The organism is Flavobacterium lotistagni, assembly GCF_011392125.1.
GTDB lineage: Bacteria > Bacteroidota > Bacteroidia > Flavobacteriales > Flavobacteriaceae > Flavobacterium > Flavobacterium lotistagni.
On sequence record NZ_JAAJBU010000004.1, the window covers coordinates 252,925 to 264,900 of the forward strand.

At 40.3% G+C, this 11,976-nt stretch carries 14 protein-coding genes; 7 read left to right on the top strand and 7 right to left on the bottom strand.

Features of this window, described 5'->3' with window-relative positions:
• Window positions 1-12: 12 nt before the first annotated feature.
• Complete coding sequence (locus G4D82_RS07120; protein WP_166336029.1) at window positions 13-294, bottom strand: hypothetical protein; 282 nt, start codon at window positions 292-294, stop codon at window positions 13-15.
• Between the two features lie 93 nt (window positions 295-387).
• Between G4D82_RS07120 and G4D82_RS07125 the strand changes: the two genes are divergently transcribed.
• The 3 genes from G4D82_RS07125 (at window position 388) to G4D82_RS07135 (ending at window position 2,233) form a co-directional block, all read left to right on the top strand.
• Window positions 388-1,242 carry an aldose 1-epimerase family protein gene (locus G4D82_RS07125; protein WP_166336031.1) on the top strand — a complete coding sequence of 285 codons (855 nt, stop codon included), beginning with the start codon at window positions 388-390 and terminating at the stop codon, window positions 1,240-1,242.
• Complete coding sequence (locus tag G4D82_RS07130; protein ID WP_166336033.1) at window positions 1,242-1,802, top strand: GNAT family N-acetyltransferase; 561 nt, start codon at window positions 1,242-1,244, stop codon at window positions 1,800-1,802. The genes G4D82_RS07125 and G4D82_RS07130 overlap by 1 nt, the downstream gene beginning before the upstream one ends.
• A gap of 80 nt (window positions 1,803-1,882) precedes the next feature.
• Entirely contained in the window at window positions 1,883-2,233 is a 351-nt protein-coding gene (locus G4D82_RS07135; protein WP_166336035.1) for a hypothetical protein, read from the top strand.
• 74 nt (window positions 2,234-2,307) lie between these two features.
• Here the strand turns inward: G4D82_RS07135 and G4D82_RS07140 are convergent, their stop codons facing one another.
• A complete protein-coding gene (locus G4D82_RS07140; protein ID WP_166336037.1) occupies window positions 2,308-3,771 on the bottom strand; it encodes an aminoacyl-histidine dipeptidase in 1,464 nt (487 codons plus the stop codon).
• Window positions 3,772-3,904: 133 nt separating this feature from the next.
• Here G4D82_RS07140 and G4D82_RS07145 point away from each other — a divergent pair, with 133 nt between their 5' ends.
• Window positions 3,905-4,966, top strand: coding sequence for a DUF3810 domain-containing protein (locus G4D82_RS07145; RefSeq protein ID WP_166336039.1), 1,062 nt, complete (start codon window positions 3,905-3,907; stop codon window positions 4,964-4,966).
• Window positions 4,967-5,039: 73 nt separating this feature from the next.
• On the opposite strand, the gene G4D82_RS07150 is transcribed toward G4D82_RS07145, so the two are convergent.
• Window positions 5,040-5,912 (bottom strand): YitT family protein, encoded by an 873-nt coding sequence (locus tag G4D82_RS07150; protein WP_166336041.1) that lies wholly within the window; start codon window positions 5,910-5,912, stop codon window positions 5,040-5,042.
• A 150-nt stretch (window positions 5,913-6,062) separates the two neighbouring features.
• Window positions 6,063-7,364: an NAD(P)/FAD-dependent oxidoreductase gene (locus tag G4D82_RS07155; protein WP_317167563.1), complete on the bottom strand. Its 1,302-nt coding sequence runs from the start codon at window positions 7,362-7,364 to the stop codon at window positions 6,063-6,065.
• 375 nt (window positions 7,365-7,739) lie between these two features.
• Here G4D82_RS07155 and G4D82_RS07160 point away from each other — a divergent pair, with 375 nt between their 5' ends.
• Window positions 7,740-8,234, top strand: a complete 495-nt coding sequence (locus G4D82_RS07160; RefSeq protein WP_166336045.1) for an RNA polymerase sigma factor — start codon at window positions 7,740-7,742, stop codon at window positions 8,232-8,234.
• A 2-nt stretch (window positions 8,235-8,236) separates the two neighbouring features.
• A complete protein-coding gene (locus G4D82_RS07165) occupies window positions 8,237-8,881 on the top strand; it encodes a hypothetical protein (RefSeq protein WP_166336047.1) in 645 nt (214 codons plus the stop codon).
• A gap of 29 nt (window positions 8,882-8,910) precedes the next feature.
• Here the strand turns inward: G4D82_RS07165 and G4D82_RS07170 are convergent, their stop codons facing one another.
• Window positions 8,911-9,720 (bottom strand): lysophospholipid acyltransferase family protein, encoded by an 810-nt coding sequence (locus tag G4D82_RS07170; RefSeq protein WP_166336049.1) that lies wholly within the window; start codon window positions 9,718-9,720, stop codon window positions 8,911-8,913.
• A 48-nt stretch (window positions 9,721-9,768) separates the two neighbouring features.
• Entirely contained in the window at window positions 9,769-10,407 is a 639-nt protein-coding gene (locus G4D82_RS07175; protein WP_166336051.1) for an NUDIX hydrolase, read from the bottom strand.
• Window positions 10,408-10,469: 62 nt separating this feature from the next.
• On the opposite strand from G4D82_RS07175, the gene G4D82_RS07180 reads away from it, so the two are divergent.
• On the top strand, window positions 10,470-10,913 hold the full coding sequence (locus tag G4D82_RS07180; RefSeq protein ID WP_166336053.1) for a DUF4268 domain-containing protein: 444 nt from the start codon (window positions 10,470-10,472) through the stop codon (window positions 10,911-10,913).
• A gap of 144 nt (window positions 10,914-11,057) precedes the next feature.
• Here G4D82_RS07180 and G4D82_RS07185 read toward each other — a convergent pair whose 3' ends face one another.
• The gene (locus G4D82_RS07185) at window positions 11,058-11,762 is read right to left on the bottom strand and encodes a fibrobacter succinogenes major paralogous domain-containing protein (RefSeq protein WP_166336055.1); all 705 of its coding nucleotides are present in this window, start codon (window positions 11,760-11,762) and stop codon (window positions 11,058-11,060) included.
• Window positions 11,763-11,976: the final 214 nt, after the last annotated feature.

The following is an 11,976-nucleotide window of genomic DNA, read 5'->3' on the forward strand; positions in this document are numbered from 1 at the left end:
ATAAAAAAAAACTTAAGTTGATTTGTAAATTCTGTGAATGGGAATTCCCACGCCTTGTTTTAAAACGACTTGCTTATCGGTTAAAGCCCAAACCGTAGTTTCGACCATTTTTTTAGATTGGTTATCTTCAAAAAAGATTTTAATTTTAGCGTGTTCCAAATTACCTAAAGATTGCGCGCGCACCAAATCGTTAGTTCGTTGTGCAATAGCTTCTTGATCATGGAGTACTTCGCTTTGAGGAAATTGCAAGGTGTTGATTTTTTCCTTTTCGATAAGTTGATAGGGAGTTGCCATAAGGTTAAGTTTTAAATTATCAATAGATTAGGGATAGTGAAAGTACTAAAATATATTTACAATTAACAAAAACGTTTAAAAATTTTTATCAATTTGACTGTATCTATAGAAAATTCCCAACTGACTGCGACCATTAATTCAAAGGGTGCCGAACTCATTTCGCTGAGAAAAAACAGTGACAACCGCGAATACATTTGGAATGCCCATCCGGCATTTTGGGGTAAACATGCGCCAGTGCTCTTCCCTATTGTTGGCACTTTGAAAGACAATCAATATGTTTTCAATGACAAAACTTACTCGCTGCTCAGACACGGTTTCGCTAGAGATTATGAATTTGAGTTGATTTCGAATTCGGCAACAGAAGTAGTTTTTTCATTGAAAGCAAATGCGGAAACTTTGAGAGTTTATCCTTTCGATTTTGAGCTACAACTCATCTATAAATTGGAAGAAAACGCTTTAATCGTCGGTTATAAAGTCATCAACAAAACAACTGCAACTATGCCCTTTTCTATTGGCGGGCATCCGGCATTTGCTTTACCAAAAACTTTTGATAATTACAGCTTACTCTTTGAATTTCAAGAAACTTTAAAGCAATATAGCTTAAAGCATGATTTACTCTCAGAGGTGACAATTCCAATCGAATTAGAGCATAAAAAATTGCCGTTGAATTATCGCTTATTTGAAAATGACGCTATGGTTTTTAAGTCGATGAAATCTAAAAAAATAACCATTCTGGAAAACGAACATTCACTGTTAAATTTTCATTACAAAGACTTTGAGAATTTCGGCATCTGGACCAAACCTGGCGCGGCTTTCATTTGTTTAGAGCCTTGGCTAGGCTATTCCGACACTACGAATCACAATGGCAATATTATCCAGAAAGAAGCTATTCAAAAACTAGCACCACAAAGTCAGTTCAATGGTCAATTTCAAATCGAAATATTTTAATGTTAAACCTTAATTTTAATAATCCGTTTCCTGTCATTGAAACTCCGAGATTGATGCTCAGAAGAGTGGCTGTAGAAGATGCCGAGCAGATTTTTGCCTTGCGAAGCCATCCTGAAACGATGCGCTATATTCCACGCCCGTTGGTCAAGAGCACAGAGGAAGCCCTCGAACATTTTCGAATGATTGACGCCAAAATCGAAAATAACGAAGGCATCAATTGGGCGATAACACTAAAGAATGATCCGATGTTGATTGGCATTATAGGGCATTATCGCATTCAAAATGAAAATCAGCGTTCGGAAATCGGCTATATGTTGTTACCTGAATTTCACAGGCAAGGCATTACTAACGAGGCCATTCAGGCTATTTTGGTTTATGGTTTTGAAACGATGCACCTACATTCCGTTGAAGCAATCATTGACCCTCGTAATATTGCTTCTGAAAAAGTGTTGCTCAAAAATAATTTTACCAAAGAAGCCCATATTTTAGAGAATGAGTATTTCGATGGAAAATTTTGGGATACGGTGATTTATTCTTTACTGAAAAGAAATTTTAAATAGTTGAAGAAAGAGATCGACCCATTGGGTCACACATTTATAAACCAGTTTTTTTATATTTGAATTCATCAAACTTCAATAAAATGAGAGCAATCATTATTACACTGATATCCTTTTTGGCTGGTTTTCTTCAGCAAGACACCCCAAAACTCAACGGAAATTACCGTATTGTGTTCGAGAAAAAATACGAACAACAAACTTTCAAGATGGAATTTCGAGACAGCATTTTCAAGAAAATCATGCCCGATGCGGTAGCCTATAAAGGCAAAATTAAGTACGAGAAATACCGCGCTTTCTTGCGTTACGGCAAAGAAGACAACCCGATTGAAATTGACAACCGCGAGTTCGGCAAAGACTCAATGAAGTTCGTGATGCGGGCCAATTCTGATTTGTCTAAAACTACGGCGCGTGGTATTTTAGTTAAAATTAAATAACTAAATAAAGTCAAAAAAATAACCGCAGACGCGCAATTTACATAGTGGCCTGCGGTTCATATACTTAGATTTTACTATTTCTTTACCGGAATATCCGCTAAAATTTCTAAGACAAATTTCCAAAATTTCTGCGATGATTTAATGCTGGCTCTTTCATCGGGCGAATGGGCTCCATGAATGGTTGGCCCGAACGAAATCATATCCATGCCCGGGTAATTGGTGCCCAGAATTCCGCACTCCAAACCGGCGTGACAAGCCACTACTTTTGGTTTTTCGCCGTTTTGCTTTTCGTAGATGGAAACCAGAACATCCAATATTTCCGATTTCACATTCGGTGTCCAGCCCGGATAACTTCCGGTAAAAGTTACTTCGCAACCGAACAATTCATAAGCGGAACGCAACGCATTGGCGAGATCCATTTTAGAAGATTCTACAGAAGAACGTGTTAAATTCTGGATAGAAATTTCGCCGTCTTTTACCACAACACGAGCAATATTGTTGGAAGTTTCCACCAAATCTTCCATATCAGCTGACATTCTGTAAACACCGTTATGCGCCGAATAAATTGACCGCAACAAACCTTCCTGAACACCCAATTCCATGACTTTTTTGGGCAATTCAGATTTGGTGATTTCTATGGTCAGATTAGGTTCGGTGGTTTTAAATTCTGCCTTGATATCGCCGATGACTTCCTGCATATCAAAAACATAAGCCTCGTCATACATTGAAGCGATGATAACTTTTGCCACACTTTCACGAGGAATCGCATTGCGCAAACTGCCACCATTAATTTCAGCGATTTGCAAACCGAAGTTCTCGAAGCCATCAAATAACAAACGGTTCATGATTTTGTTGGCATTACCCAAACCTTTGTGAATATCCATGCCCGAATGCCCGCCGTTCAAGCCTTTTACAGTAATGGTGTAGCCAACAGAGCCTTCGGGCGTAGCTTCTTCATGGTAACTTCTAGTAGCAGTCACGTCGATACCACCGGCACAACCAATGTCGATTTCGTCGTCTTCCTCAGTATCCATATTCAGCAAGATTTCGCCTTTAAGAATGCCGCCTTTAAGGTTCAAGGCACCGGTCATCCCGGTTTCTTCGTCAATTGTAAACAAAGCATCGATGGCCGGATGCGGAATGTCTTTGCTTTCCAGAATCGCCATAATCGCAGCCACTCCTAGCCCATTGTCGGCGCCGAGCGTGGTTCCTTTGGCGCGCACCCAATCGCCGTCAACATACATTTGAATGCCTTGAGTGTCAAAATCAAAATTGGTATCTGCATTTTTCTGATGCACCATATCAAGATGGCCTTGCAGCACAATGGGTTTGCGGTTTTCCATGCCCGGTGTGGGCGGTTTACGAATAATTACATTGCGGATTTCGTCTTCGAAGGTTTCTAATCCGAGACTGTTTCCGAAATCTTTCATAAACTGAATAACACGATCTTCTTTTTTCGAAGGTCTTGGGACTGCATTGAGGTCTGCAAATTTATTCCAGAGTGCTTTGGGTTCTAGGTTTCTGATTTCCTGGCTCATTTTTTTTAAGGTACTAAGAGTTAAGGTGCTAAGTTGCTGAGATGTGAGATAGAAATATCTTCTTGTTACTTAGCGAGCCAAAGTTAAAGAAATATGGCCTTTAGATGTATATTTACACTTCAAAATTACAGCCGTGCCAAGCAAATATATTTTACCGCTTTTGTTGGTTTTGCAAGTGATTGTCTTGCAGTTGCTTTCGTTTTTCCCAGAATGGATAGACACCCATTACAGCAACGGCTTCTACCTTTGGATTTCGAGGTTTTGGAGAATCGCCTTAGGGAGCATTACTTTTTCTGTAGGCGATTGTCTCTACGGAATTTTAATCACTTTGCTGGTTCGTTGGTTTTGGCGCAAAAGAAAAACCTGGAAGATTTCTAGAAAAGACAATGTATTGCAATTGGTAAGTTACCTGTCTGTTTTTTACTTCTTTTTCTATATTTCATGGGCCGTCAATTATGCAAGATTGCCATTGTTTGAACAAATGAACATCAAACGTGACTACACCGATAAAGATTTATTGGTCTTTACACAAAAACTGATTGCTAAAACCAATGCAGTCCAATACCAAATCACTAAAAATGAAGCCGCGAAAATTGTTTTTCCGTATACTCAAGAGCAGGTTTTTCAGAAGAATCTCAACGGATATGATAACTTATCACAACAGTACCCAAATTTGAAATACGAACATTTAAGCATCAAAAAATCGTTGTTTAGTTTACCGCTAACTTATATGGGTTTTGCCGGTTATTTGAATCCGTTTACGAATGAAGCTCAGGTAAATGATAGGCTTCCGATGTATGCTTTTCCGACAACTGCTTCACACGAAATGGCGCACCAGTTGGGCTATGCCAGCGAAAGTGAATGCAATTTTATTGGTTTTCTGGCTTCAATCAAAAATGATGATCTATATTTTCAGTATTCGGGTTACGCGTTTGCGCTGCGGTATTGCCTGCACAATTGGGAAATTCGAAATCCTTCAATAAGGAAACAATTGCTCAAAACGATTCATCCGGGAATTCTCAAAAATTATCAGGAAAGTGAAGATTTCTGGAGGCAATATGAAACCTTCATTGAAACCGGCTTCAAGGTTTTTTATGACAATTACCTCAAATTCAACAATCAAAAAGACGGTTTAGAGAGTTATAGCAAGTTTGTGAATTTATTGGTGAATTATTATCAGGATAAATCTTTATAGAAAGTTTAACGCAAATAACCACAGGCTTACGCAGCTATTTATTTAAAAACAAATCAATCCGTGGCAATCTGTGTTAGTATTTCAAACCGCGTTTGGGCACCATGCCGCCTTTGGTATCGCGCACACTGGCAATAATCACAAAGGCATTTTCATCGACTTTTTCGATTTCGGATTTCAGGCGGTTGAGTTCCAAACGAGTCACCACCGTATAAACAATTTCTACGTTGCCGCTTTCGCCGTTTTTGCCGTAACCGCTTTTGCCTTTGTAGGTAGTTACGCCATGACCCAAGTTTTCGATTATTGTTCTTTTGATGTCTTCGCTTTTTGGAGAAACAATCGTTACGCCCATGTATTCCTCAATTCCGTCGACAATAAAATCAAGTGTTCTGGAGGCTGCTAGGTATGTAATCATTGAGTATAAGGCAATTTCAATGGTCAGGAAGTAGGCCGCAGCAGAAAAGATAATTACATTGATTACAATAATAATATCGCCAATGGTCGTTCCAAATTTTCGACTCAAGTAGATGGCCAAAACTTCAGTGCCGTCAATCACTGCTCCGCCTCGAACGGACAACCCGATTCCGGCTCCTAGAAAAAATCCGCCGAAAACCGCCACCAACAAATTATCGTCAGTAACGTTCGGAAATGTCACCGTTCCCACTACGATTGCCAAGCCAATAATGGCTATAGCAGTCTTGATGGCAAAAGTTTTCCCGATGATTTTATATCCGAGGATAATAAACGGAGCATTAATAATGATAATAAGCAGATACAACGGAATTGGTGTTATGTGTGACACCAAAAGCGAAATTCCGGTCGCACCGCCATCGATAAAATGATTGGTCAATAAGAAACCTTTGAAACCTAAGGCAGCCGAAAATATGCCCGAGGTAATCAGGATAAAATCTTTGATGTGCCTAGTGATTTGAGACTTTTCTTGATACATGGCGGGGAAATGGTAGTTGGTTGTGAGTTATGGGTTTGAAATAGTTGAATTAAAAGTTATCAAGAACTTTGTATAAGGGTTTGAATCTAAAAACTATAGTTCAACTTTTCGCAAAAAATGTTCAAAAATCAAAATCGCTAATCAATCAACCTAAACTTCATCAGTAGTAAACGCGGTGAAGCTTTTTTTCTTATATGGTCTGATGATGAGCCTGCCTTCACGGTCAAAGCGAATGTAGTTGTACACCCAATTCAGAAAAACGACCGCTTTGTTTTTGAATCCGATGAGCGAGAATAAATGTACAAACATCCAGACGAACCAAGCAAAAACACCACTGAATTTATAATGCGGTAAATCTACCACAGCCTTGTTGCGGCCAATTGTTGCCATGGAACCTTTGTCGTTGTATTGAAAAGTTTTCATTTTCTGGCCTTTGATTTTTTTGATTAAATTTTCGCCCAATAGTGCACCTTGCTGTATAGCCGGTTGCGCCATCATCGGATGCCCTTGAGGAAAACTTTGAGTTTCCATCGAAGCGATATCGCCCACAGCAAAAACATTGTCATACCCCATGACTTGGTTGTACTCATTTACACGAATTCGATGGCTTTTAGTAATGGATTCTGACTTTAATCCCGGAATTGCAGCACCTTGAACTCCAGCGGTCCAGATAACAGTAGCGGAATCAAAAGTTAAGTTAGAATTGGTTGTGATAGTTCTGCCATCATAATTCATGACACGGACGTTTTTGTGCACTTTGACTCCGAGCTTTGTGAGAAATTTTTCTGCTTCATCCGATGCATTTTGACTCATTCCGTTAAGAATTCTGCCATCGCCCTGAATCAGGTTAATTTGCATATTATCAATATTCAGATCAGGATAATCTTTCTGTAAAATTGCGTTTTTCATTTCAGCCAAAGCGCCTGCCAATTCGACTCCTGTCGGGCCGCCACCCACCAAACAAAAATTCATGTAGGCGTTTCGTTCGGTTTCATCGTCAACCAATAAGGCTTGTTCGAAATTTTCTAGGATTAAACTGCGAATGTTTAATGATTGCGGAATGGTTTTCATCGACATGCTATTGCGCTCGATTTCTTTGTTGCCGAAATAATTGGTTTTGGAACCATTGGCCAGCACCAGATAATCATAATGTAGTTCTCCTATATCGGTTTTCACGTATTGATTTTGGGTATCGATTTCGTTCACGCGGCCCAAACGAAAATAAAAATCCGGGAATTCCTGAATAATCTTGCGAATCGGATAAGCAATAGAACCAGCTTCTAAACCACCGGTGGCCACTTGATACAACAAAGGTTGGAAAGTATGGTAATTGTGTTTGTCAATCAAGACCACTTGTACCTTTTTGTCCTTGAGTTTCTTAGCCAAGGAAATACCGGCAAATCCACCGCCGATGATGACTATTCTGGGAAGTGGGCTACTGGGAATATTGATGTTCATGACAAAGCTAATCGTTGAAAAGTTAGTTGGCCTAAGGTAACATATTTGCCACTGAAATCAAAGACGAAAGAGAAGAAAATGGGAATCTTGAAAGTGTAGTCAGTTGTCGGTCGTCGGATGGTATTGTGGAACTATGTCTTGACGACAAATTTCATTTTAAAACCGCAATCGGACTATTATGCTCAACTTTCCGTAAACGAGCCAACAACCATCAACAAACAACCAACAACTGAAAACCATAGCCCCGATAGGAACGGCATCCTTTTGTGTAGCGCAGCGGAGCAAAAGATATAGTGTATAGCGGGAACAGCTTCCAATAAAAAACATTTACTTTGTAACAAATTCCGACGCCGGTTTACTAAAGAGGTCATGGATCAACAATTAGAGCAGTCTTTTGTTAAGCAATTAAAGGACAACCAGAATATCATCCACAAGATTTGTAGGCTGTATACTTCGGGTGAAGATGCGCACAAAGATTTGTTTCAGGAAATTACCATCCAGCTTTGGAAGGCTTACCCAAAGTTTCGCGGCGAAAGCAAATTTTCTACTTGGGCCTACCGCGTGGCGCTCAATACAGCCATTACTTTATATCGGAAAAGTACGCGCTCGGTGCAGACATCGTCGTTTGACACGAGCAATCTTTTTGTACGCCAAGACGAATACAATTACGAGGAAGAAGAACAAATCAAACTGATGTACGAGGCAGTTCACCAGCTCAACGACATTGAAAAAGCTTTGGTGTTCCTGTACCTAGAAGACAAAGATTATGAGGAAATTTCAGAAACATTAGGAATCAGTCAGGTGAATGCGCGCGTGAAAATGAACCGGATCAAAACCAAATTGAGAAAAATATTAAATCCTTAAGGATGATGGAAGAGTTAGATGTATTAAAAAAAGCCTGGAAAAATCAGGATGCCAGCTACAATCAGGTCAGTGAGAACGATATCTATGCTATGTTGCACCGAAAATCGTCTTCGATTGTAAAGTGGATTTTGATAGTTAGCATCATAGAATTTGTATTCTGGAATATTATTTCGTTTGCTTTCAGCGATGAAAAATACCAAAACAAACTAGAGAGTTATGGTATAGAAGACATTATGTTTATTGTGAATGTCATCAACTATGTCATAGTGGTCGGATTTATTTATGTGTTTTACAAAAACTACCGCTCGATTTCAACCTTGGATTCTACTAGTAAACTCATGCAAAGCATTGTAAACACACGCAAAACTGTGCAGTACTATATCTGGTATAATTTGTTTATTGTGACACTGACCATCATCATTTCGATTGTAATGATGTTCGCGCACAACCCCGACATAATTTCGATGATGAACGAGCAAATTTCTGAAGGGCACGAATCGATTTTTATCTTCGTATGCGTGCTGGTTTCAATGGCTTTTATTGCGCTGGTGATTGGGGTTTTCTGGCTGTTCTACCGATTAATTTACGGAATTTTACTCAAAAAACTCTTTGCGAACTATAAAGAACTAAAAAAGATAGAAGTCTAATATCTTACAGCGAAGCGGTCAACTCATCCCTACGCCTTCCATTCCCTCAACTTATTGAGTTCTTCATGAGCCTGAATCTCTTCAGCCGGAATCACTTTCAAAAATGAAGGATGTTGCTCGATGGCATATTCAACTTTTTCTACGATTTGTTCAATCGAATCGTTTTCATAATCAATTTCCAGCGGTTCTTTGATGATGAACGATTGCAAGATGCCTTTCTTTTTCATGCGCAATCCTTTCTTATCGAATGAGCGGCGGAAACCATCAATAACTATCGGAACCACAACGGGCTTGTGTTGCTTGATGATGTGTGCCGTTCCTTTACGAACCGGCTTGAATGATTTGGTGGTGCCTTGGGGAAAAGTAATGACCCAACCATCTTTGAGTGCAATTCCGATATTCTCAGTGTCATTAGGATTGACTTCGCGTTTTTCGGTGACATCTTTACCGCCGGAGCGCCAAGTTCTTTCGACGGTAATCGCGCCAACATAAGCTAAAATTCTGGGCAATAAACCGGCTTTCATGGTTTCACTCGCCGCCACATAATAGATATTGAGTTTGGGCTGCCAGAGATATCCGATGTTCTTGATGTTGTCTTCTCTTCCGCTCAAACTTGCGTTGAATACATGAAACATCGCTACAACATCGGCAAAATAAGTTTGGTGGTTGGAGATAAAAAGCACATTCGCATCGGGCAAATTCTTGATGATTTCCGAGCCATCAATATGAAGTTCGTTGAATCCGTGATAACGTCTGTGGGTAATGGCACCAAAAATTCTGATGAGCCATTTTTTGAGAAAAAGTATATGTCCGAAAGGATTTCTTTTGAATAATCCCATGTTGTTATTAATTAAAAAAGAAAGCTAATTTACAAATTACACTTGGGTTCAAAGCAGCTTTTTGAGTGTTTCTCGCAATTCGCTGAGCATCATCGCTGTAGCGCCCCAAACGAAATGGCCTTGCAGGTGAAATGAAGGTACATCAATCGATTGAGAATAAGAAGTATCCATGCTTTGTACCACGGGGCTGGCATCTGATAAAAGTTCTTGCAACGGCAATTCAATAATGCCAGAGACTTCTGCCGGATCAGGAAAAAACGCTAGCGGCTCATAGCTCAAACCTAAAAAAGGCGCTACCATAAAATTGCTCGGCGGAATGTACACCTGGCTAAAAGGCCGCACAACATTGATGCTATCTGAAACCACGCCAATTTCTTCATGGGTTTCGCGCAAAGCAGTTTCTGCCAAATTAGCATCGGTCGGCTCAACCTTACCGCCGGGAAAAGCAATCTGCGCCGAGTGCACGCCTTGATACACATTTCGCTGTATGAGTACCAAGTGCGTAAGGTCGTTCTTAGGATAAAACAGCATCATCACAGCTGCTTGTCTGGGTTTGACCTGCTCCCAATCTATTTTTTGCATCAAACCACGACGCTCGGGCGGCATCATAAGTTCATGTGCTAATTCACCCGGAAGCGAAACGGTTTTTAATGGTTCAATATGTTCTAGAAAGGCTTGAAAATCCATGACAAAGCTTATTTTTGCAGCATATCTCACGAAAGTACAAAAAACAAGCGTAGCTCAAAAACATGTTCTCAAAAGAAGAAACCCAACGCCTTAAACACGAATTCTGGATTGCCTTTGCCGAGGCTTATCCGCGCAAATGGCTGTTGTATGACACTAAAATAAAAGATTTCGCTTTCAAGTTCTTTGTTGACAACAAAAAGGCACAAGTGAGTATCGATATCGAAAACCGCAACGAGGATTTGCGAAAAATCTACTATGAGAAAATCGAGTCGCTCAAAACCATTTTAGAGGAAGATTATATTCAAGATTTAGTGTTTGAAAGAAATTACTACCTCGAAAACGGAAAAACCATCAGCCGCATCTGGGTCGAACAAACGGGTGTGAGCGTGAGCAACCGCAATAGTTGGAACGACATTTTCGATTTCTTTAACGAGAAGATGAGTGCTCTAGAATATTTTTTCTACGAATACCAGGATTACATCCGCGACTTAGAGACCAATACTTAGGATTATCGAGGCGTGCCGGCGCGCTGCAAACCTGATTTTTTCAAGAAGATTTCGGGCGCCGTCGGGCTGTACGCTTTAGTCCTCGCCGCTCCGCTATCGCTGCGCGGCTGTGGGCTGCCGCTGCCATCCCTCACGCAAATTGAGTTAATTCTTCAAACAACGAACAGAAAAACCATTGTCTTTAAAGAATTCCAACGTCGTAATACCTCCATCAGTATAATTCAAAATTCGGGCTACTGCTCGCTGACTCCCGAATTCAGTTGTACTCCACCAATACCCATACCTATCCAACAAAAATGACCCACTTCCATTTTCAGCCTCATACCCGCCTGGAAGCGCAGAAAAACCACTACTGTTAGTAGCCGCAACATTTGGACTTTTCCATAATCCAGTACCTTCCTGTAAGGTACCTGTGGTTTTCATCTTACCACCGGCAAGATCGGCAAATCCTAAAAATGAGACTAAAGTGGCCCAATCTTGGTCAGACGGTATATGCCATCCTGCGGGAGCCAATCCTCTTGGATCATTCACTGCGTACCAATTGTACAGCTTTCCGTATTTAGCTCCATTCTGAGAATCATTATTGTAATAGCACCAAGCGCCAGTAGTAAGATTGGCCCATTGCGTCGGATTGGTTACTTGCGGAATCGGGTCACCATTTCGATAACGGCTTACGTTTAAGTTTTTGGTCATCCAGATTTGATTGCCGATTTGCACTTCACTGGCCATAATTGGCACTATTGGTCTAGAGGCTATATCATTCTGAGTTTTGGTTTCTTCGTTAGAACAAGAAGTGATTCCAATAATTATCACCAAAGTCCAGACAAGAATAAAGTAGTGTTTTCTCATGATATTGCGTTTTATGAATTCTTGTAAAAATAGTTAAAACTTTCATACACACAAGATACTAGCTTATTTCTTTGCGCCTTGGCGTCATTGCGTGAAAACTCAAACTAGTATAAAACAGAAACCCTAAAACAATCCAGGTCGCACCTATAGAAAACAAGAAAGCCCGTTCTTTTGAACGGGCTTTGCTTCGCCAATTCGCTATCGCTCGGGTCCA